Raw genomic sequence first — 20,693 nt, 5'->3', positions numbered from 1 at the left:
GCGACCGCGCAAACCGGCGGGCGGATCACCGGGTGGCGGGTTCGTCGAGAAGATCGAGGTCGGAATCGGCGATATGGCGATGGCAGGGCCGTTGGCCTCTTCACCGTCGCAACTTGCAGGCGGATGATGACGTTAGAAGGGATGAGAACCGATGCGCTACACACTCGCCATCGCAGTTTGCTGGTCCCTGTTGTTGGCCGCCTGCGGGACCGACGGCGAGGACACCGCTGGATCCTCTCTAACCGCTACCTCAGCGACGACGAGCACGGCCGGCGAGACGTTGGTGGCCTCCACGACCAGCGCTTCGACTTCGACACCTTCGAGCACACTGGGCGGTGTATCGGTGGACTACTCGGGATTGGCAGCGCTCCAAGAGGTCGCCACAGCCGCGATTTCGACAACGGCTACCACAGCCTTGTCGCTTCCACCAGAAGCTGCGACCGGACCGGATTTTTTGTGGCACGGACCCTTCGGCCTGATCAGAGTTGAGCGCGGGATTCCGACAATCCTGTGGGATCAAGGTCCGGTGCAATGGGCTGCTGATGATCTAGAGGGCGGTGTCATGTTCATGCCCGAAGAGCAGCCAATCTTGATGTGGCAACGAGTTGGGCAATCAGAACCGGTCGAGGTGGAACGTGAGTCGGGCTACTGGCACCCGGGTTTCACGGGCATTCTGGATGGTGCCGCAACGTTGTTCTACTCCGGTGTGCCAATCCAGATTGACCCGGACACCTGGCCGTGCGCGGACTGGGCGCTCAATGGGTATGCCCTACCTACCGGGGACGAGTCCACCTTCATATGCCTGCCGATGGAGGACGCAGGGTACGACATCGGGTCTTTCGGTGGGGGGCTGTTCGTCGGGGCCCCCTACGGCCAGTGTGGCGGTGACTACACCTACGACGTGATCGAGTTTTGGGATCGATCCGGCACCGAGGTCGAGGTAGCCTCCAACCCGTTTCCTTCGGGCCAGGGCTGTGCTCCGTGCGAACTGGCTGCACGGATCTCTGATGACGGGAACCTGCTGGCCTACCGGTATCGACCCGACGCATTCTGGCCGGATTCGGACAACTTCCCGACAGGACCCCGTGTCTGCACGGGCGACCACGACGGATGGTGGGAGAAGAGCCAACTGATCCCCGCAGTGGTGGCAGTGGTAGACCTCACCACCGGTGAAGAGATGTGGAGTACCGAAATCGGAGCGGACGTGCAACTGGGGGACTTCGACGGACGCCACGTCGTTCTCCACCGGTGGGACTGGTCAAACCACGTTTGGGTCGACATCCGAATCGTCGACACCTGGGGAGAACATCCGGCCATATACATCGGCACCCCCAGTGTCGTGTCGCTCTTGGGACGGGGACGATGAGATCAACGGAACGAATAGAACCGAGGCGCGTGTTACTCGCCGTCGTGGTCTGTGTGTCCCTGTTGCTGGATGCCTGTGGGAGCGCTGACGAGACGACCGGGTTTTCTACTACAACGGCTCAAGCGTCGACCACGACCACAATCGTTTCGTGGACTTCATCGATATCGTCGACAACTGCCCGTGCCGCCACCGCGACGAGCACTGCGGACCCCTTGGTCACCTCTTCTGCCACGACGGCGTTAACTTCGATCACCGCTCCGCCGAAAGGTCCACCGACTCTGGAGGTCAACTCGCCGGAGGACGGCGAAACGGTTACTCAACGATCGAAGCTGTTCTTCGGGAGCGTCGAACGGGGTTGCACCGTCACGGCAAAGGGCGGCTATGAGGCGATTGTCCCCGAACCTTATCCCCAAGCTCCGACGGATGCGCCAAGTCAGTGGTGGCTGATCCTGGAACTGACCCCAGGGGGAAACACGTTCACGTTCACCGCTTCCTGTCCCTCGGCGGCGTCCACCCAGGTGGAGCTGACCGTTACCTACGACCCGAAACCGTTCGTGTTCTACGACCAGATCGAACTCCGAGGTGACGGACTCGGTCTCATCGACTTCGGCGACCCGGCGGAAGAGGCTCTGGAACGACTCATCTCCGTGCTCGGACCACCCGGCCACGAGTATTCGTGTGTCCCTGAATACGACATGGACAGTTGCCTCTACGGTCATCCCGCTGAGGATTACTACGCCGAAGCGCACTGGCAACTCCACGATGGTGTTGGACTAACCGTCACCTTCTCAGACTGGCACCTATTCCGTGATGATGGAGTCCCGCATTTCGATGCCTGGTATCTGACCCACATGGACATGCTCTACGGCTTTCACGGGATGGCGCGATCGATGCCATTCGACATCCGTTCGCCACTTGCCACCAGCGCAGGAATAGCCATCGGCGCAACCGTCTCCGACCTTCAGGACGCCTACGGCGGTGACCTCAGCCTCCCAAACACAGCCGATGAATGTACAGGCCAGTTTGAGTTCAGCATCAAGAGCGCGCCAGGACTCGGGGGTGCGGTATGCGGCGACCCTACCGACCCCGAAGCCAGGATCTGCATAATCAACGCCGGGCAGAGGTCAAGCTGCTGACACGTTGAAACGAGTCGGAAATCGCCACCGACGTTCCGTCAAACAGGTGGCCTGTCCTGATGCGGGTGCCAACCCCGGCGCCGGATGGTCGTTGAGCGTCAATGTCACACCATGCGGTGAGACCTCCGGCACTGTCCTGCGTTCCCGTCCGACGGACAGATCGCTCGTTACGAACATCGGCCAGCGCTGGCCTCTGAAGCGCAAAAGGCCTGTTCAGAGGGTTGGAGCCTTCGCTCCGGGGGTGGGACTTGAACCCACAACCTACGGATTAACAGTCCGGCGCTCTGCCAATTGAGCTACCCCGGAAGGCGGCCGGAAGAATACCACCGTATGCCACAATGGTTCGATTCCCTTCCGGAGGTTCTGGCGTGAAGTTGAAGAGGCTTAGTTTCATCATCGGCCTAGCGATCGGCTACGTGCTCGGCGCCAAAGCCGGCCGTGAACGCTACGAGCAAATCAGGAAGTTCGCCGGTCGGGTGGCAGAGACCGACACGGCCCGGCAGTTGATCGAGAAAGGCTCGGCGGTGGCCGACCTGGGCGCGGCGCGGGCCAAGCAGGTCGTGAGCGAGGGAATGTCCACCGCGGCCGACAAGATCCGCGAGAAAACAGAAGGCTAGGAACTAGCTACTCGCTACTCGCGACTAGGAACCAGGAACGCGCTACTCGTCGAGGAATCCCTCGAGGCGTTTCGAGCGGGCCGGATGACGGAGCTTGGCAAGCGCTTTCGTCTCCAACTGGCGGATCCGCTCCCTGGTCACATTGAAGTGCCCGCCGACCTCTTCAAGGGTTCGTGGAGCGCCTTCGTCGAGCCCATACCGCATGATCAACACGGTTCGCTCGCGCTCGTTGAGATCCTCGAGAGCCCTCCCCATATACTCCTGAAGCAGCTTGAACGCGGCCGCTTCCACGGGGACGACGGCCTCGGTGTCCTCCACGAAGTCGCCCAGCGTTGAGTCTTCCTCCTCCCCAAGAGGCGTCTCTAGGGAAACCGGATCCTGGGCGATCTGCCGCAACTCCGTCACCCTGGTCGGATCAACTTCGAGCTCGAAAGCGATCTCTTCGATGGTCGGCTCCCGGCCCAGTTCTTGGAGAAGAGTGCGCTGAATCTGGGCAAGCTTGTTGATTGTTTCCACCATGTGGACGGGAACGCGGATAGTCCTGGCCTGATCGGCGAGAGAACGTGTCACAGCCTGTCGAATCCACCAGGTCGCATAGGTGGAGAACTTGAAGCCCTTGCGATAGTCGAACTTCTCGACGGCGCGCATCAAGCCGAGATTGCCTTCCTGAATCAGATCGAGCAGGGCCATCCCCCGACCCACGTACTTCTTGGCGATGGAAACCACGAGTCGGAGGTTCGACTCGACGAGCTGTTTCTGGGCTCGCGCACCTTGCCGGATCTCCCGGTCGAGGATGGCGCGGTCTTCCGTCGTCAGATCGTCATCATCCTCTGCTGCTTCGGCGAGGTGCAGCTTGGCCCGGATGCCCGCCTCGACCCGCATGGCCAGCTCCACCTCCTCCTGGGTGGTGAGCAGGCGGTAACGGCCGATCTCCTGGAGATACATGCGGACCGGGTCTGAGAGCGAAATGCGCTCCTCGTCTGCGATCGACGTGTCGGACACCTGCGGGCCGTCTTCCCGGATGCGCACGTCGCCACCGCGGAGCTTGTCCAGTACGGCTTCGAACGCGTCGACGGGCGCCTCTGCCTCTTCGAGTTCCTGCTGCACTTCTCCCATGGTCAGAAAGCCGCGCTGCTGGCTTCGCTTCATCAGCTCGGCGATCACCTTTTCAACGATGTGCTCCACTATTCGCTATCCAACTCTCTCTTGCGTCGCTCCAAAGCTATCAACTGGCGGAGGAGATTTGAATGGGTATCTGATCCGGCCGTCTCCGCGTCGATCTGCTTCCTGACTTCGACGATGCTGCGCTCGGTTCGCCACCGTTCCAGCCGCTGCACGAGGGCCTTCGGGTCATGATCGAGCGGGCGCTCATCAAGGACGATCACCCGTAGCGCGTCACCCCACCCTTCCGGAAGGGCCCCGAGGTCGATGACGGTTCCGGGCGGCGTCGACGACAGCAACGGATACACCGCCTCGAAGTACGCACGGTGCTCGGCGAGCGAGAAGAGGTCCAGATCCAGAGCGTCGAGCGGAAGACGACTGTCGTTCGCCAGCATCAGCCGCAGCAACTCCCGTTCGGCCTGCTCCGACCCGGACAGCGTAGAGCGCGGCGGAGCGGACGGTGGCCCGGGGGACTCAGAGCGTCGACCCGGATGGCCTCCGCTGCGCAGCGCTTCCTGCACCGCCTTGAGGACGGCACCAAGATCAACGCCCGTGGCCCTGGCGACGCGTCGGGCATACTCGGAGCGGACGATCTCATCTGACTGACGGGCGATCAGCATGGCCGCTGAACGGACCGCACGCGCCCTCCCCTCGGCTTCGCCGATGTTGTGGTGTTCCAACTCTCGATCGATGCGGAACTCCAGCAAAGGACGCGATGCCTCGACGGCCTGGCGGAGTTCATCGAGCCGGCCCGACTGCACCATGTCGGCAGGATCGGCTCCGCTGGGCATCACAGCAACCCTGACGTCGAGATCGAGATCCGCAGGAGTGGACAGTTCGTCGCCGCGCAGGGCCGCTCCAACCCCGGCTTCATCTGCGTCGAAGGCCAGCACGATTCGTTCCGAGAAACGCCGCAACAGATCGAAGTGCTCCTCGCCCAGCGCCGTGCCGCAAGTCGCCACCGCCACCGGCAGGTCCGCCAGATGGAGACCGATCACATCGGTGTACCCCTCGACAACCAGTGAGTAACCCGACCGGGTGATTGCCGCTTTGGCCAGATCGAGGCCGTACAACAGCTGTGCCTTCCGGTAGATGCGGGTCTCCGGCGAGTTGAGATACTTGGGCCCTTCCCCATCGAGGAGGCGGGCACCAAAGCCGACCGGTGAGCCGCTGATGTCGTTGATGGGAAACATGACCCGCCCGCGGAACCAGTCCCGCAACCCGCCTCGCTGGTTGCGCGCCGCCAGACCGGCGTCCAGCATCGTCTTTTCGTTGACGCCTTTGCCGCTGAGATACCTGACCAGCGCATCCCAGGTTTCCGCAGGCGAGTAACCGATCTGGAAGCGGTCGACCACCTCCCCGTCGTAGCCGCGCCCGCGCAGGTACTTCCTGGCGGAGGCCGCGTCGGGAGCGTTTTTCAGCCGATCGTGGAAAAACTCGACCGCCTTCTCGATGGCTTCGATCAATGCCTGTCGTTCGCCGCGCTGCCTGGCGGCCTCCTTGTCGATGCGGAGGGTGATTCCCGAACGGGCGGCCAGGTGCTCGACGGCCTCTGAAAAGTCCAGCGCCTGGGTCTCCTGGACGAACTTGAAGACGTCGCCTCCCGCTCCACACCCGAAGCAGTGATATAGGCCCCTGGCGACATCGATGGACATCGAAGCCGTCTTCTCCTGATGGAACGGACAGATCGCTTTGACCGCCCGCCCGCGCTTGCGGACGGTGGTCACGGAATCCACCAGATCGACGATGTTGGTCGCCGACCGAACTCTCTCGATGTCGTCGCGCATGAATGCCATCGCCATCCGAGTGTAGGGCGGCCGGGTGACTGGTTCTCTTCGCCTACCATTCCCTGATGCATCTGGCCTTCCTGAATCCACAAGGCAACTTCGACCCTGCCGACTCGTATTGGACCGAGCACCCCGACTTCGGAGGCCAGCTCGTCTACGTCAAGAATGTGGCCATGGCCCTCGCTGCACTCGGACACCGGGTCGACATCATCACTCGCCGCATCGACGATCCGGCCTGGCCGGAGTTCTCCGCCGCGCAAGACGCCTATCCGGGCGGCGTTCGGATCCTTCGCATTGATTGCGGCGATTCATCCGCCTTCTTACGGAAAGAAGACCTGTGGCCGTACCTGGGCCGGGATTGGGTTCCCGGCATCGTTGCGCACTACCGGGCCGAGGGGGCAATGCCAGAGGCGGCCACCGGCCATTACGGAGACGGTGGCCTTGCCGCAGCTCTGCTGCGAGCCGAGGTCGGCGTGCCGTACACGTTCACCGGGCACAGCCTGGGGGCGCAGAAGTTCGACAAGATGTCGACGGGGTCAATGCCCCTGGAGCAGTTGGACGCTCACTACCACTTCGCCCCACGGCTCGAAGCAGAACGGGTGGGGATGAATCACGCGGGCGTCGTGATCACCAGCACAGCCCAGGAACGGTTCGAACAGTATGGACATCGCGCCTACGCGGGCGCCGTCGATACCGCAGAGGATGCGCGCTTCTCCGTCATCCCGCCCGGTGTCGCCCTCGATGTGTTCGGAACCGACGTTCGCCATGCCGTAGAAGCTGAGGTTCGCCGGCTCGTCGATGACCGGCTGAGCAGGGATCTCGCTCCCGACCGCCAATTACTTCCAGTGGTCGTCGCATCGAGCCGACTCGACCCCAAGAAGAACCCTGTTGTGCTGGTCGAGGCCTTCGCCGCCAGCCCGACGCTGCGAGAGGCCGCCAACCTGGTGTTCATCACCGGCGCCCTCGACGATCCGCTTCGCTCCGATAGCGGTGCAGGAGAAATCGAACTCGGCGTGTTGCAGGACCTGCGAGCCGCCGTCGAGGCGGGTGGTCTCGCCGGAAGAGTCGCCGCCTTCGGGGTCCAGGGGCAGGCTTCATTGTCAGCCGTGTACCGGTACTTCGCGGAGCGCCGCTCCGTCTTTGCACTCACCGCCCTCTACGAACCGTTCGGCCTGGCTCCGCTCGAAGCCGCCGCGGCCGGCCTCGCCATCGTCGCCACCCGCAACGGAGGGCCTTCCGAGAGCCTCGTCGATGGGAGCACCGAATACGGCGTGCTGATCGATCCAGCCGACCCTGTTGACATAGCCCGGGGCCTCGAACGCGCACTCGGTCCCGAGTGGGATCGCCTGGCGAAGGCCGGCCGGCAGCGAGTGCTCGACCGCTACACATGGGATCGCACTGCCGAGGGTTACGTAAACGCGCTCGAACGGGCCCGGTCTGCACCACCGCTCAATCTCCTGCCGATCCACTCGTACTTCACCGAGGGAACCCCGGAGGTCGAGCTCAGCAGGCTTCGGGAACTGTCCGGGTCCTGACGTACACTCTCGATCATGGATATCGACCCCGGCTACCGGCACCGACCAGCTTTCACAGAACACCTCGGCAAACATCGTCAGTACTGGCGGGACATGATTCTCGGCGTCAACGACGGCCTCGTGTCGATGTTCCTGCTGGTCGCCGGTGTCGTGGGTGGTGGAATGGCCACCCGCAATGTCCTGCTCACAGGGGTGGCGGGCGCCATTGCCGGCGCCGTCAGCATGGCTGCCGGCGAGTACATGGCAACCAAGTCGCAGGATGAAGTGTTCCAGGGTGAGATCAACCTCGAACGCCAACACATCCGCGACTTTCGGGAGGACGAACTCCACGAGTTGCGGGATCTGCTGAAGGGTCTCGGTTTGAAAGGCGATCTTCGTGAAGAAGTCGTTCAGCATTTCAACGGCAACGACGACGCCCTCCTCGGGGTGATGACGGCCCTCGAATTCGGCGTCCTCGATTCCGAGCGGCGCTCCGCCTATGCGGCGGCCGGAATGTCGGGCGGGCTGTTCCTGCTGGGATCGGCTCCGGCAGTCATTCCTTTCGCTCTCGTCACCAGCCCACACGCCGGCATGGTGATTGCCGGTATCGGCGCCGTGCTCGGCTTGCTCATCGTGGGCGTCATCAAGACCTGGGCAACCCGCGGCAAGCCGCTGCGAGCGGCCATTGAGAATCTGCTGGTGGCGGGCGTCGGTGGTGTACTCGCCTACTGGGTGGGATTCGGATTCGACAAGATCGTGAATGGGTAGTGGGGCCGTTGGTCATTGGCCATTAGCACCTAGCCACTTCAGCAAGGAGGCTTGATGTATTCGTCGGAGAATCTCACCGAAGATCGAGCCACCTTTGTCACCCATCTCGAATGCAGCTCCACCGGGGAGCGCTATCCGGCCGATGTCGTCGCCGGGCTCTCCGATCACGGGAAGCCACTGCTGGTGCGATATGACCTCGAGCAACTTGGAGCGGCGCTCAACAAGGGCGCCCTCTCCGCCCGCCCTAACGATTTGTGGCGCTATCGCGAGTTTCTACCGGTCCGCAGGACCGAGAACATCGTGTCTCTCGGAGAAGAAGCAACACCGCTCATCCCTCTCCATCGGATCGGGGAGCAGGTGAGTGCCGGGCAGGTTCTCGTCAAGGATGAGGGTCGTCTACCGACCGGCTCTTTCAAGGCTCGCGGCTTGGCGCTAGCGGTTTCGATGGCCAAAGAACTGGGCATCACCCGGATGGCCATGCCGACCAATGGCAACGCCGGAGCTGCACTGGCCGCATACGGTAGTAGAGCGGGAATCGAGACCTTCGTGTTCTGCCCGGACGACACGCCGGAAGTGAATGTGCGCGAAATCGCCCTGCAGGGCGCCCGCACGTTCCGCGTCAACGGCCTTATCAACGACTGCGGCCGAGTCGTCGGACAGGGCAAAGAAATCATGGGCTGGTTCGATGCCTCCACCCTCAAAGAGCCCTATCGGATAGAGGGCAAGAAGACGATGGGCCTCGAACTCGCTGAGCAGCTCGGGTGGCAGGTGCCCGACGTCATCTTCTATCCGACCGGGGGCGGAACCGGTTTGATCGGCATGTGGAAAGCGTTCACAGAACTCGAGGCGATCGGCTGGCTGGGCGCCAAGAAGCCGCGCATGGTGGCGGTGCAGGCGACCGGATGCGCTCCGATCGTCAAGGCGTGGCGAGACGGAGCGGACCACGCTGAGTTGTGGGAAGACGCCCACACCGTGGCAGCGGGAATCCGGGTACCCATGGCGATCGGCGACTTCCTGATACTCGAAGCCGTCCGGGACAGCGGAGGATTCGCCATCGCGGTCGAAGACTCCGCCATCGAAGAAGCCCACGGTCGGGCGGCGCGCGAAGACGGTCTGTTGATGAGCCCTGAAGGAGCGGCCACGCTCGCCGCCTACCTGCAGGCGCTCGAAGCCGGGCAGATTGACCGGTCCGACCAGGTAGTCCTGTTCAACTGCGGCAACGGGCTGAAGTACCCGATGCCTCCAGCCGAGCGCCGCCTGGATCACACCCAGCCGATCGACTGGTCTTTGCTTCTCAACGACTGAGCGAACCGATCGCTCCCATCAATACCAGCCTTGGATTGCTGGGCGCCGGCAACTCGCGGCGGGCCGCTGCGAGCGGCCATCGAGAATCCGCTGATGGCCGGCGTCGGTGGTGCACTCGCCTACCGGGTGGGAGTCGGATTAGATCGAATCGTCAACGAGTAGCGAGCCTCGAACGTCGCCCCATCGGCCTCAACCCGTCTCCGCTCGCGCTGCCTTCCAGTCGACGTACTCGTCTGCGAAACCGATGGCGAGCAGGGGTAAGACCGCGCCTGTGAAGAGCCCGGCGGCAGGGGCGACCAGGAGCAGGATCAAAACATACACAATGGTGAAGCCCACTGCGATCCATCTGGCCCGTGACCGTTCATCTGCGCGGAGTGCCACCGTTCCACCAGCCGCGTACCCCGCGGTTGCACCAAGAGCCGGTGCCAGCACCCCGATCGGGAAGGCCAGCAGCAGGAACAGCCCCATTGCCTTCAGCACGGCCGTACCGGGATTCCGGTGCGCCGAGACGAAGGCGAGCAGCATGAACACGAACGGGGCCAAACCCAAACCAAGAGCCGCCGCACCCGGTCCGACCAGGGACTCACCATCGGCGTCGGTGGTGAAGGCGGCGGCGATCGAAACATAGCTGAACACCAGCGGGACGGTGGCCGCGCCAATAGCCAGCCATCTTCGACGTGGGTTCAGCGCGGTATCAGGGCGAGTCGTCATGACCCGCCGAGGGTAGCCGTCTCGGCAACTCTCAGCCCTTCACCGAACCTGCGGTCAGACCTCGCACGAAGTATCGCTGCAGTGAGAAGAAGACAGTGAGTGGCAGCACCATGGTGATGAACGCTCCGGCCGTCAGCAGGTGCCAGGCTTCGCCCCTGGTTCCATTCAATTCGGCCAGCGCTTGCGTAAGAACCCGTACGTCGGGAGTTCCACCCAGGAACACGAGCGCCACCAGGAAGTCATTCCAGACCCAGAGGAACTGGAAGATCGCAAACGAGGCCAGGGCAGGTACCGACAGCGGAACGATCAGCCTCCAGAAGATCGTGAAGTGGCTGGCTCCGTCGATATGAGCCGACTCGATCGTCGACGAAGGCAATCCCCCGATGTAGTTGCGCAACAGATACACGGCCAGGGGCAAGCCGAATCCGGTGTGCGCGAGCCAGACGGCCATGTAGGTGCCGTTTAGGTTCAGATCTGGGAAGATTTGGAAGTCACCGATGAAGGCTCCTGAGCTGTAGAGGCGCAGGATCGGGATCAACGCCATCTGGAGCGGAACGACCAGGAGACCCACGACGGTCACAAACATCCACTGCCGTCCCCGGAAATCCATCCACGCGAAGGCGTAGGCAGCGAAGGCGGCTATCGCGATCGGAATGACCGTGGCCGGAATGGTCACGGCCAGGCTGTTGAGAAACGCGTTGCCGAAGCCTTCCGACGACAGCACGTTGCGGTAGTTTTCGAGGGTCCACTGGGCCGTGTCGGCCAAACTGCCGAACACCTTCCACCATCCGGTGGTAGACACAAGGTTCGGCAATCGGAACGAGCTGATCAACAGACCAAGGGTCGGGATTATCCACAAGATAACGATGATCAGGAGACCCAGCTTGACAGGCCACCGTTCCAGCAGGCGGCCGAAGAAGCCGCTCTTCTTGACCGGGACTTCGCTCTGGAGCATCGTGGTCGAAGCCGTCATCGGATCGCCTCCTCCTGCCGGAACCGGCGCACATTCAGCAACATGATCGGGATGATCGCAATGAAGAGCACGACGGCGATGGCCGCACCCCTCCCATCATGGTCATTGCGGAAGAACCACCGCACCATCCGTTCGGCGATCACCTCCGTCCCCGTCTCACCGCCGGTCATCACCCAGACGATGTCGAAGATCTTGAGAACGCTGATGACCATCGTCGTGGAAACGACCACGATCGAGGACATGATGGATGGGATGATTATGCGCCAGAATATCTGCAGTTCGGATGCGCCGTCTATTCGGGCGGCCTCCAGGAAGTCGTCGGGGACCGCCTTGATCGCCGCCGAGAGGATGACCATGGCAAAACCAGTCTGAAGCCAGATCATGATGACCATCAAAAAGAGATTGTTCCAGGGGTCCCACGACAACCAGGCCCGTGGCTCACCGCCAAGCTGGATGAGGATGCCGTTGAGAAGGCCGATCTGCTCACCGAAGCCCTCCGGCCGGAAACTGTAGATGAACCTCCACACGATCGACGCGCCTACGAATGAGATGGCCATCGGCAGGAAGATCAGAGATTTGGCGACAGCCTCTCCCCGCCGGAGCCGATCCGCCAGCGTCGCAAAAGCGAGACCGACGCCGACCGAGATGAGCGGGACGATGATGATCCAGAGCACTGTGTTGCGAATCGAGCGGAGCATGGCGTCATCGGTGAACACGAAGCCGTAGTTCTCCAACCCCACCCAGGCCTCCTGGGACTTGTCCTTGAAGCTGATTATCAGCGTGTTGATGGCGGGGTACACGAGGTACACGCTGAGAATCACGAGAGCCGGCCCGACAAATACGAACGGGCGTACGTGCTCTCTCAGGCGGTCCGGCAACTGATTGACGACGAAGTCCATGCCCCAGAAGAGCGCAAACACGCCGCCGACACCGACAACGATTGCCACCACGACCTGCAGCGCCCGGCTGGCGTCGGAGTCCCGGAGCCAGTTGAACGTGAGCCACAGGATGATGAACGACACGACCGGTACCGCCAGGGACGCAATGATCCGGTAGAGCACAACGAGAATGCCGGATGCGCGATCCAGCTCATCGACCGGCACAGGCTTGTCGGAGGTGAGGACACCCTTGCCGGGTTGATTGTCGTCCATTGGCCTACTCCTCCCGTCGAATAGCAAGCGGGAGACTACACGACGAGGGGCGGCGCCGTCGCCGCCCCTCGTGGGTTATCTATTCAGTTGTTCTACCTGGGCCAGGCAGCGTCGATGTCTGCCAGCACCTTGTCGAGCGAATCGGGACCTTCACGCATGTAGACATTCATGCCGGTCCAGAACTGACCGGATCCGACCTCTGAGGGCATCAGGTCCGACGCATCGAACCGGAAGCCTTCGGTAGCGAGGGCGGCCACAATTGCCTCCGAGGCCGTGGCCAGAATGTCGTCGCGATAGCAGTCGGCGCCGACGTTCGTGTTCGGTGAGATACGACCAGCGGCACTTGCTCCCTGCGCACACTGGACTTCCGTAGACGTGAAGTCGTTGAGGAATTCGCGGATCTCGGGCCGATCGACGAAGACTGCCGCCAGCTCACCGGCGCCCAGAGCACCCTTGACACCGGGATCGATGTCGGGGAAGGCGAAGACGCCGTAGTCGACGCCGGCTTCGAGGCCGGAAGCGCCTTCTTCTTCACCAGGAACATTGAAGAACTGGGTGATGAACGACGCTTGCCGGTGCAGGAAGCAGCTAGGCGGATTGTTGAACATCGGATCCGGCGCATCACGGAAGTCGATATCGGGGATGGCCGCTGCGCCACCGAGCACATAGCCTTCAGTGAAGACAATCTGGCCCAGCAGCTCCGCCGCCCGCTTCACCTCAGGGCTGGCGAAGGGCAAGTCGCCCGACACCCACTGGTCGTAGGCATCAGACCCCGCGGTACGGAGCATGATGTCCTCCATCCAGTCGGTGGCGGTCCATCCGGTTGCTGCATCGCTTCCGGTGCCGATGCACCAGGGCGTACCGCCGTCGGCGACGATCTTGTCGCTGAGGGTGATCAGCTCATCCCAGGTGGTGGGAACCTCATATCCGGCGTCCGTGAATTCGGGAAGCGGGTACCAGATGAGGCTCTTCAAGTTGGTATTGGTCGGCAATCCGTAGTGCTTGCCGTCGACTTCAGCCAGTGACAGCAGGTACTTCCCGAACGTGGCTTCTAGCGCGGCCATATCGAACCCGAGATCCTCGAGCGCAATCAACTTGCCGGCTTCAGCCTGCTGAACGAGTGCACCAGGTTGCGGATAAAGAGCGATGTCGGGCGGGTTGCCGCCGTCGACCCGAATCTTGATCTGCTCCTCGAAGCTGTCTGAACCCTCGTACACAGCGCTGTAATCTTTCGAGCTGAGTTCGGCGTCGATGACTTCTTGCACCGCGGTGGCCTCGACACCCGAGAACGCGCCGAATACATTGACTACCGGCTTCTCGGCTACCGTCGTATCCGTTGAGTCGCCACTGCCGCACGCGGCTGCCAGCAGCAGCAACGCGACGAATAGTGATATCCATCTTGTTTTCTTCATGGAGTATGACTCCTCCTTCTTCCGGGAATCAGGTGATTCCCAATTGCCAACCCTAATAGGGTCTGCTCATGCGCCATAAAGCGCTGAGCCTTTGCTCGGTGGGGCTGTGGTCTCGCGCACTACTACCTCGAGCGGCAACTCCACAACGTCCAAACCATCTCGATGTCCATCAAGCTGTTGTAGGAGCATTCGGGCGCCCAGCACTCCGGATTCGTACAGAGGCTGCCGCACGGTGGTGAGCCCCAGATGCCCTGCTAATTCTAGATCATCGAACCCGACCACTGAGACGTCGGTGGGTACCTCGAGGCCCTGCGAACGAACGGCCGCCATCACTCCGAACGCCTGCGTATCGCTGGTGGCCACGATGCCTGTTGGCGGATCGGATGCACCGAAGAGTCCTCGGGTCAACTCGTCGGCGCTCTCCCTACTATGCGGTCCCGTCTTGATCAGATCGTCGCGGCGCGCAATACCAAGTCCCCTCAACGCCTCCTGGTAGCCCTCGAACCTTGCCGCCCCCGGGTTGAATCCGAGATCGTCTTCGATATCTCCCACGAACGCGATCACCCGGTGGCCGAGTCTGAGCAGATGCTCGGTCGCCATTCGTCCGCCGGCAACATTGTCGATGTGACAACCCGGAAGGCCTTCGATGTGACCATCAATCGTCACCACAGGTCGCTTCGCTTGCGTCATCACCAAGATCTCGTCCGGAGCGGCCCGCAATGAGATGAGCAAACCGGCAGAACACCGGTCGGGCCGGACGATATCCCGGATCCGGGACGAACGCTGTTCTTCGCCGTCCACCTGGTAGAGGGCGAGGTCGTAGCCGGATCCGCCCAACTCGTCGAGCACGCCGCGCAGGCGTTCCATCGAAGAGGGGCGCGTCACCTTCGGCACGACGGCTCCGATGATGTTGGTGGTGCCGAGGGAGAGTCCCCTCGCCAGCGAACTCGGTCGGTAATCGAGGTCGGAAATGACCGCTTGCACCTTGGACCGCGTGGCATCGCTCACCGCCGGACTGTCGTTGAGCACCCGCGATACGGTACCTACACCGACTCCGGCCGCCTGCGCCACATCAAAGATCGTCGGCACGGGGACACCTGCTTGGAATCGCTTCCAGAAGGAACGGTAACCAACGCCACTGGCAGAAAGCAATTGGCAATTGGAACGGCGCCGCGACCCGCGACTCAGGCCGTCAGCTTCGTCCTCAGATACTCCTCGAGGCGGTCGATCGACACACGGTCTTGCTCCATCGTGTCCCGATCGCGCACCGTTACTGCCGCATCTTCAATCGAATCGAAGTCATAGGTGATGCAGTAGGGGGTCCCGATCTCGTCTTGACGCCGGTAACGGCGACCGATCGCCTGGGTGACGTCGACCTCGAGGTTGTAGAGCGGCCGCAGCGTGGCGGCCACCCGTTCCGCTCCCTCGGTCAGCTCTCGCTTCTTGGACAACGGCAAGACGGCGAGCTGATAGGGCGCCAGCCGGTGATCGAGCCGCAGAACGACCCGCTTCTCGCCGCGCACCTCTTCTTCATCGTAGGCGTCGATCAGGAACGCGAAAGTTGTGCGGGTCGCCCCGGCGGCCGGTTCGATCACGTAAGGGAAGAAGCGGAGATCTGCCTCCTGGTCGTAGTACCGCAGGTCCTGGCCGCTGTGCTCGGTGTGCTGCCGTAGATCGAAATCGGTGCGATTGGCGATCCCCTCGAGCTCGTCCCAACCCCACGGAAAGCGATACTCGACGTCGACGGTGCCGGCCGAGTAGTGCGACAGCTCGTCGTCGTCGTGTTTGCGAATTCGCAAGTTGTTCTCGTTCATTCCCAGATTGCGATACCACTCAGATCGGATCTCGATCCAGTACTCGAACCATTGCCCCGCCTCCTCAGGCCGGCAGAAATACTCCATCTCCATCTGCTCGAACTCGCGGGTCCGGAACACGAACTGGCCCGGCGTTATCTCGTTGCGAAAGGATTTTCCCACCTGTGCAATCCCGAAGGGCAGCTTGAGGCGCTGGGTCGTTCGAACATTCTCGTAGTTGATGAAGATCCCCTGGGCGGTTTCCGGGCGCAGGTACACCAGGTTCTCGTCGCTGTCTACCGGGCCCATGTTGGTACGGAACATGAGGTTGAAGTCCCGGGCCTCGGTGAACTGCCCTCGCTGCCCGCAGTTCGGACACAGATCCGGATCGGTCAGCTTGTCGACTCGATGGCGAGTGTGGCAATTCCTGCATTCCACCATCGGATCGGTAAACACCGCCTCGTGGCCTGAGGCCTGCCAGACCTTCCTGGCCTGCAATACCGCTGAATCGAGCCCGACCACGTCGCTGCGCAGCTGCACCATCGAACGCCACCACTGCTCCTTGACGTTGCGAAGCAACTGCACACCCAGGGGTCCGTAGTCGTAGGCGGACCGGAGCCCGCCGTAGATCTCGGATGAGGGAAACACGAACCCGCGTCGTTTGGACAGATTGGTGATGGTGTCGAGCGTGATGGTCATGAGAAACAATCCCTGTGGGTTGGTCGGAAGATCATAGGCGCCGGGATTGGTCGCCGGTCACCCCTGGCCGGCCGCCAGTCTGACGGTCGCGACCCGTCGGCGTCCTACGCCCTCCCGAACCGGCGCTTTCTCGACTGGTACTCCGCTATGCAATCGACCAGGTCCTGCTGACGAAAGTCGGGCCACAGGATCTCGGGAAACACGTATTCTGCATAGGCCGACTGCCAGAGCAGGAAGTTGCTGATCCTCTGCTCTCCGGAGGTGCGAATGATCAGGTCGGCATCAGGCATGCCAGGAACCGCCAGATGAGCCTGCACCATCTCGGCGTCTACCTCCGCCGGGATGATCTCGCCGCTTGCGCTCAGACTGGCGATCTCTCCGGCAGCCCGAACGATCTCGGAACGTCCTCCGTAGTTGAAAGCGAACACCAGGTTGAGCCGGCGGTTGGCAGCGGTAAGCTCCATCGCTTCGCGCATGCGATCCTTGTTGCTCTGCGGAATCCGGGGATCGTCGAGGTCACCGGCGAAGAACATCCTCACGCCACGCTCGTGCAAATCGTCCCGGCGCCTTCCGAGCAGATCTTCGTTGAACAGCATCAAGAATTGGACCTCCTCTGCCGAGCGAGACCAGTTCTCCGTTGAGAAGGTGAAGACCGTCAACCATTCCACGCCGATCTCGAGTGCGCCGAGGGCACAGTCGTACAATGCGGCCTCTCCGGCGGCATGTCCGGCCGTCCGTTCGAGTCCGCGGTCACCCGCCCATCGCCCGTTGCCATCCATGATCACGCCGACGTGGCGCGGGATCCGCTCGAGATCCAGCCGGGAGGTGTCGAGGTCATCCACCCGGCACCTCCGCCACCGTGAACTTGCGCTCGAGGTGATATTCGAGAAAGCGCCTCACCAGACCCTGACCATCCCCGGCCAACCCACCGTTCTCGGGCAATGAAGCCAATTCGCTCCCGGCGAGAAAGGCGAGATAGTCGAGCAACCCGGGGCGCAACTTCACCGAATCGGGAGTCGCACACCGGCTGCACACGACTCCCCCGGCGGCGAAGCTGAAGCGTTCAACGTCGACGTGACCACCGCAACTGGCGCAATCGGCGAGCGCCGGGGCGACCCCGACCAGGGCGGCGAGCTTCAGATAGAAGGCCGTCAGCAAGCCCGGGTCGGCCGGACCGTCGTTGAGTACGCGCAGGGACCTATGGAGCAGCAGGAAGAGCCGGTGTGCCGACTCGTTCTCCTGAGCGACCGCATCGACCACCGAGAGCATCGCACCGGCAATGCCCACCCGCTCCAGATCGTCCCGAACGTGCGGGAAGGCCTCGATGGTCGAAACCTGTGTGATCGTGTCCAGATTGCGACCTTCGTAGAGCACGAGGTCCACCTGGGTCAGCGGCTCGAGCCTGCCGCCGAACCGGCTCTTGGTCTTGCGCACACCTTTGGCGACCGTACGAAGCTTCCCGTGATTCGGCGAGAGAATGATCACGACACGATCGGATTCCCCGAACGGGTACCCCCGCAGAACGATTCCCTGGTCGTGTCGGATTGCCATTGGCGAAGGGTACCCGGTGCATGGCCGGTTGAATGTCCGCATTTGCGTCGCGCTGATGCCGCGCTAGAGCGGTGTTGGGTGCCCTTTCCGCCCTGCTGCATCAGCAGCAGACCACCTCCCTCAGCGGAAGCTGGGATAGGACGCAAGGAGAGAGTGCAAGAACGCGAAGCCTGCGAGATCACTCGAACTCGCACAGAGTCCTCGACACAAACAAAGCCACCCCGATTCCCCAAACTCCCCCCACCCACGCGTTTCTCCCCCACGGCAACGTGGGGGAGATGCCGAGCCCCCAAGGCAGAGGGGGCAACCTTCATCAAGGCGCCCCCTACCGGCTGTTCCCCATCTTTTTCTGTCACAGCCGGTTGATATGTTGCCCACATGAAGACCCGAGCATTCGACAATCTGACCACTGATGAGCTGGAACAACAGTTGGCTGAGCTCGAGTCGTTTGTGGCGCAGGCTCGGGCCCGCCAGGTCGGATTGTTGCGGGAGGCCGACCACCGCCAGGTGCCATCTGCTGATGGGTGCCGTTCACTCGGAGAGTGGACGGCCGGACGACTCGACATCGCCCCCGAAACGGCCAAGGATTTGGTCACAGCGACCCGGATGTTGGCCGATCAGCCGGAACTCGAGGAATCACTCGCGGCGGGAAGATCGTCGTTTGACCGGATTTTGGCTACCGCAAGATTGGGCACAGCCGGCGCTTCCCCCCGGAGTGTCGGACTCTCCGCCGGATTAGACATTCCCGGGGTCCGAAGGCTCACGGCTCAACAGCGGCGGATCCCCCGCCACGAAGGTCACCGGATCTTCTCAGATCGGTTCTTGATGCTCCAACCAACCCTGGATCGCCGCGCTGTCCGACTATGGGGACAGCTCCCCGGCATGGACGGAGACCTCGTTGAACTAGCCCTCCACGGTCGGGGCGACCAGTTCCCGCTCCTGCCCGACGGCACACGGGGTTCGTTGGGTCAGCGCAACGCCGACGCCCTGGTCTCGATCGCCCAGGACTCGCTCACCGCCTCATCAGGTGACACCACCTCCAACGGACCGATCTTGTCGGTATTCACCAACGGAAACCTGGCAGCCTCCTCACACGGCCAAGCCGGTTCGGTCACTTCATCGGGTATCCAGGTCGGCGTTTCCACGATCGAGGAGATTCTTTGCGCTGGTTCAGTCGAACACACTGTCATCACAGACGGCCAACCTCACGATCAGGGACGCACCACCAGAGTCATCCCACCCAGACTCAAACGGTTCATCCTCTACCGGGACGGCGGCTGCTGTGCAGACGGATGCACTTCCCGCTACCGGCTCCAACCCCACCACCGGCTCCCCTGGTCGCAGGGCGGACAAACCAACGCCAGCAACCTCACGACTCTGTGCTGGTTTCACCACCATGTGGTAATCCACCAAATGGGCTTCGAAATCGACCCTGAATCCCCGCCAGGCCGGCTCCGCTTCACACCATCACGGCGCGACCCACCCTGACCGACAGGCGCGCATCAATCCCGGCGCACGATGCGATCCGGACTACGGACCCCAGCCTGTTGATCCGTCGATCAATTCAGGGAGTATGTCTGCGTGGCCGGCGTGCCGGGCGGTTTCCTCGAGCATGTGGATCACGACGCGGCGGGCTGAGATCTCTCCACCATCGTGTGGAAACACCTCATCGAGCGAGCCGATCGGGTCGAGTATCGCCCTGCTCACCTCGCATTCGCCGAGGTAGAACTCAGTAACGCCTTCGACCGACTCGTCGGTTTCGATCCTCCAGTCGGCATCGGGGTCGTCCTCAGACCACGGGAATTCGACGTCACGGCGACCAAGCACCGCCTGGAACCACCAACGTTCCACGTATGCCATGTGCTTGACGATCCCCAGCAACGATGTTCCCGACGGGACCATCGGCGCCGCGGCAGCCTCTCTGTCTACACCTGCTGCCTTGTAGGCCATGATGCCCCGATAGGTGTCCAGGTAGCGAGAGAGCGTTTCCTTCTCGGGGGTGTTGAGATCGGACATGGGTTGAGACTAGATCAGCCCTAACCTGCGGGCGCGACCGCCGAACCGGGCCAGTGTCGAGGGTGATCCATATCGCGGCCGATGTGCAACAATCCGCGCATGGCCCTTCTCACGCACCCCGAACGCTCCGCATTCCTCTCCGAACACCCCGGCTGGGAGATCGACGGCGAGATCCTTCTGAGGACGTTTGCCTTCACCGACTTCGTCGCCGCGATGGGATTCGTCTCCAGCGTGGCGATTCTGGCCGAGAAGAGTTTTCATCATCCCGATATAGATATCCGTTGGAATCGCGTGACGATTGCCCTCTCAACGCACGACCAAGGCGGCTTGACCGAAAAGGACGCGAGTCTGGCCGCCGAAATCGAACGCCTGACCGCCGGCTAGGGACAGCTTCCCGTTACTCAGCCGGCCCGACTCCGAGCGCGGTGAGACATGCCGCGATCCAATCCCAGTGCTCGAGATCGCCTGATCGGCGGTAGGCGTCGTTGAGGTTGCGCAGCATGCGCTCAACGATCAAATGGTCCGGCACCGCCTCCAGCCAGCTGCGATCGAGCCGCGGCGCTCCTCCCAGCGCATAGCTCACCAGGGCTGCCGCTTCGTCGGATCCGATCGCCTCGCCGCCGTGGAAGGGATCGCAGAGCTGGCCGTCGACATACACTAGGTGGCTGCCGAAAAAGTTGGTGGTTGTGGGTCGGGGGTGCTCGCGTTCGAGGTCGTTTTCGGTCACACTGGA

The 20,693-nt window shown here is 62.3% G+C and carries 21 protein-coding genes and 1 tRNA gene; 9 read left to right on the top strand and 13 right to left on the bottom strand.

Annotation, left to right across the window (positions count from 1 at the left end; translation table 11 throughout):
• Positions 1-151: 151 nt before the first annotated feature.
• Both P1T08_12130 and P1T08_12125 read left to right on the top strand, forming a co-directional pair.
• Entirely contained in the window at positions 152-1,366 is a 1,215-nt protein-coding gene (locus P1T08_12130) for a hypothetical protein (protein ID MDF1596817.1), read from the top strand.
• A gap of 212 nt (positions 1,367-1,578) precedes the next feature.
• Entirely contained in the window at positions 1,579-2,502 is a 924-nt protein-coding gene (locus tag P1T08_12125; protein MDF1596816.1) for a hypothetical protein, read from the top strand.
• A gap of 233 nt (positions 2,503-2,735) precedes the next feature.
• Here the strand turns inward: P1T08_12125 and P1T08_12120 are convergent.
• Positions 2,736-2,808, bottom strand: a tRNA-Asn gene (locus P1T08_12120).
• Positions 2,809-2,840: 32 nt separating this feature from the next.
• Between P1T08_12120 and P1T08_12115 the strand changes: the two genes are divergently transcribed.
• Complete coding sequence (locus tag P1T08_12115; GenBank protein ID MDF1596815.1) at positions 2,841-3,119, top strand: YtxH domain-containing protein; 279 nt, start codon at positions 2,841-2,843, stop codon at positions 3,117-3,119.
• Positions 3,120-3,161: 42 nt separating this feature from the next.
• Here the strand turns inward: P1T08_12115 and rpoD are convergent, their stop codons facing one another.
• Together rpoD and dnaG are read right to left on the bottom strand one after the other, a co-directional pair.
• Positions 3,162-4,304 carry an RNA polymerase sigma factor RpoD gene (gene rpoD, locus P1T08_12110; GenBank protein ID MDF1596814.1) on the bottom strand — a complete coding sequence of 381 codons (1,143 nt, stop codon included), beginning with the start codon at positions 4,302-4,304 and terminating at the stop codon, positions 3,162-3,164.
• Complete coding sequence (gene dnaG / locus P1T08_12105) at positions 4,304-6,076, bottom strand: DNA primase (GenBank protein MDF1596813.1); 1,773 nt, start codon at positions 6,074-6,076, stop codon at positions 4,304-4,306. Before dnaG ends, rpoD begins: the two co-directional genes overlap by 1 nt.
• A 56-nt stretch (positions 6,077-6,132) precedes the next feature.
• Here dnaG and P1T08_12100 point away from each other — a divergent pair, with 56 nt between their 5' ends.
• The 4 genes from P1T08_12100 to P1T08_12085 are packed head-to-tail and all read left to right on the top strand — an operon-like array spanning position 6,133 to position 9,816.
• Positions 6,133-7,602, top strand: coding sequence for a glycosyltransferase (locus tag P1T08_12100; GenBank protein ID MDF1596812.1), 1,470 nt, complete (start codon positions 6,133-6,135; stop codon positions 7,600-7,602).
• 15 nt (positions 7,603-7,617) lie between these two features.
• A complete protein-coding gene (locus tag P1T08_12095; protein ID MDF1596811.1) occupies positions 7,618-8,349 on the top strand; it encodes a VIT1/CCC1 transporter family protein in 732 nt (243 codons plus the stop codon).
• 54 nt (positions 8,350-8,403) lie between these two features.
• A complete protein-coding gene (locus P1T08_12090) occupies positions 8,404-9,654 on the top strand; it encodes a threonine synthase (protein MDF1596810.1) in 1,251 nt (416 codons plus the stop codon).
• A 30-nt stretch (positions 9,655-9,684) separates the two neighbouring features.
• Entirely contained in the window at positions 9,685-9,816 is a 132-nt protein-coding gene (locus P1T08_12085) for a hypothetical protein (protein ID MDF1596809.1), read from the top strand.
• A 27-nt stretch (positions 9,817-9,843) separates the two neighbouring features.
• Here the strand turns inward: P1T08_12085 and P1T08_12080 are convergent, their stop codons facing one another.
• From P1T08_12080 to recO, 8 genes are all read right to left on the bottom strand, one after another.
• Positions 9,844-10,365, bottom strand: a complete 522-nt coding sequence (locus tag P1T08_12080) for a hypothetical protein (GenBank protein ID MDF1596808.1) — start codon at positions 10,363-10,365, stop codon at positions 9,844-9,846.
• Positions 10,366-10,396: 31 nt separating this feature from the next.
• Positions 10,397-11,338, bottom strand: a complete 942-nt coding sequence (locus P1T08_12075) for a carbohydrate ABC transporter permease (protein ID MDF1596807.1) — start codon at positions 11,336-11,338, stop codon at positions 10,397-10,399.
• Positions 11,335-12,489, bottom strand: a complete 1,155-nt coding sequence (locus tag P1T08_12070) for a sugar ABC transporter permease (GenBank protein MDF1596806.1) — start codon at positions 12,487-12,489, stop codon at positions 11,335-11,337. Before P1T08_12070 ends, P1T08_12075 begins: the two co-directional genes overlap by 4 nt.
• Positions 12,490-12,581: 92 nt before the next feature.
• Positions 12,582-13,901 carry an ABC transporter substrate-binding protein gene (locus tag P1T08_12065; GenBank protein ID MDF1596805.1) on the bottom strand — a complete coding sequence of 440 codons (1,320 nt, stop codon included), beginning with the start codon at positions 13,899-13,901 and terminating at the stop codon, positions 12,582-12,584.
• 66 nt (positions 13,902-13,967) lie between these two features.
• Positions 13,968-14,990, bottom strand: a complete 1,023-nt coding sequence (locus P1T08_12060; protein MDF1596804.1) for a LacI family DNA-binding transcriptional regulator — start codon at positions 14,988-14,990, stop codon at positions 13,968-13,970.
• Positions 14,991-15,085: 95 nt separating this feature from the next.
• Positions 15,086-16,393, bottom strand: a complete 1,308-nt coding sequence (locus P1T08_12055) for a glycine--tRNA ligase (GenBank protein MDF1596803.1) — start codon at positions 16,391-16,393, stop codon at positions 15,086-15,088.
• Positions 16,394-16,497: 104 nt separating this feature from the next.
• Positions 16,498-17,235, bottom strand: coding sequence for a polyprenyl diphosphate synthase (gene uppS, locus P1T08_12050; GenBank protein MDF1596802.1), 738 nt, complete (start codon positions 17,233-17,235; stop codon positions 16,498-16,500).
• Positions 17,228-17,944: a DNA repair protein RecO gene (gene recO, locus P1T08_12045; protein MDF1596801.1), complete on the bottom strand. Its 717-nt coding sequence runs from the start codon at positions 17,942-17,944 to the stop codon at positions 17,228-17,230. Before recO ends, uppS begins: the two co-directional genes overlap by 8 nt.
• A 378-nt stretch (positions 17,945-18,322) precedes the next feature.
• Here recO and P1T08_12040 point away from each other — a divergent pair, with 378 nt between their 5' ends.
• Positions 18,323-19,432 (top strand): DUF222 domain-containing protein, encoded by a 1,110-nt coding sequence (locus P1T08_12040; GenBank protein ID MDF1596800.1) that lies wholly within the window; start codon positions 18,323-18,325, stop codon positions 19,430-19,432.
• 42 nt (positions 19,433-19,474) lie between these two features.
• On the opposite strand, the gene P1T08_12035 is transcribed toward P1T08_12040, so the two are convergent.
• Positions 19,475-19,960 carry a DinB family protein gene (locus tag P1T08_12035; GenBank protein MDF1596799.1) on the bottom strand — a complete coding sequence of 162 codons (486 nt, stop codon included), beginning with the start codon at positions 19,958-19,960 and terminating at the stop codon, positions 19,475-19,477.
• Between the two features lie 99 nt (positions 19,961-20,059).
• Here P1T08_12035 and P1T08_12030 point away from each other — a divergent pair, with 99 nt between their 5' ends.
• The gene (locus P1T08_12030) at positions 20,060-20,344 is read left to right on the top strand and encodes a 4a-hydroxytetrahydrobiopterin dehydratase (protein ID MDF1596798.1); all 285 of its coding nucleotides are present in this window, start codon (positions 20,060-20,062) and stop codon (positions 20,342-20,344) included.
• Between the two features lie 13 nt (positions 20,345-20,357).
• Here the strand turns inward: P1T08_12030 and P1T08_12025 are convergent.
• Positions 20,358-20,693, bottom strand: a 336-nt coding sequence (locus P1T08_12025; GenBank protein ID MDF1596797.1) for a hypothetical protein, incomplete at its 5' end; no start/stop codon positions are given.

It is taken from the genome of Acidimicrobiia bacterium (assembly GCA_029210695.1).
Lineage (GTDB): Bacteria > Actinomycetota > Acidimicrobiia > Spongiisociales > JAHEDJ01 > JAHEDJ01.
Note: the sequence above shows the minus strand (reverse complement) of the source record. Positions and strands in the feature narration are given on the sequence as shown.

What these genes read in the sequence shown, in the direction of transcription:
- P1T08_12130 (MDF1596817.1), top strand. Translation starts at nt 152, where the DNA reads ATGCGCTACACACTCGCCATCGCAGTTTGCTGGTCCCTGTTGTTGGCC.
- P1T08_12115 (MDF1596815.1), top strand. Translation starts at nt 2,841, where the DNA reads ATGGTTCGATTCCCTTCCGGAGGTTCTGGCGTGAAGTTGAAGAGGCTT.
- dnaG (MDF1596813.1), bottom strand. Translation starts at nt 6,076, where the DNA reads ATGGCATTCATGCGCGACGACATCGAGAGAGTTCGGTCGGCGACCAAC.
- P1T08_12100 (MDF1596812.1), top strand. Translation starts at nt 6,133, where the DNA reads ATGCATCTGGCCTTCCTGAATCCACAAGGCAACTTCGACCCTGCCGAC.
- P1T08_12095 (MDF1596811.1), top strand. Translation starts at nt 7,618, where the DNA reads ATGGATATCGACCCCGGCTACCGGCACCGACCAGCTTTCACAGAACAC.
- P1T08_12090 (MDF1596810.1), top strand. Translation starts at nt 8,404, where the DNA reads ATGTATTCGTCGGAGAATCTCACCGAAGATCGAGCCACCTTTGTCACC.
- P1T08_12080 (MDF1596808.1), bottom strand. Translation starts at nt 10,365, where the DNA reads ATGACGACTCGCCCTGATACCGCGCTGAACCCACGTCGAAGATGGCTG.
- P1T08_12075 (MDF1596807.1), bottom strand. Translation starts at nt 11,338, where the DNA reads ATGACGGCTTCGACCACGATGCTCCAGAGCGAAGTCCCGGTCAAGAAG.
- P1T08_12070 (MDF1596806.1), bottom strand. Translation starts at nt 12,489, where the DNA reads ATGGACGACAATCAACCCGGCAAGGGTGTCCTCACCTCCGACAAGCCT.
- P1T08_12065 (MDF1596805.1), bottom strand. Translation starts at nt 13,901, where the DNA reads ATGAAGAAAACAAGATGGATATCACTATTCGTCGCGTTGCTGCTGCTG.
- P1T08_12055 (MDF1596803.1), bottom strand. Translation starts at nt 16,393, where the DNA reads ATGACCATCACGCTCGACACCATCACCAATCTGTCCAAACGACGCGGG.
- recO (MDF1596801.1), bottom strand. Translation starts at nt 17,944, where the DNA reads ATGGCAATCCGACACGACCAGGGAATCGTTCTGCGGGGGTACCCGTTC.
- P1T08_12040 (MDF1596800.1), top strand. Translation starts at nt 18,323, where the DNA reads ATGAAGACCCGAGCATTCGACAATCTGACCACTGATGAGCTGGAACAA.
- P1T08_12035 (MDF1596799.1), bottom strand. Translation starts at nt 19,960, where the DNA reads ATGTCCGATCTCAACACCCCCGAGAAGGAAACGCTCTCTCGCTACCTG.
- P1T08_12030 (MDF1596798.1), top strand. Translation starts at nt 20,060, where the DNA reads ATGGCCCTTCTCACGCACCCCGAACGCTCCGCATTCCTCTCCGAACAC.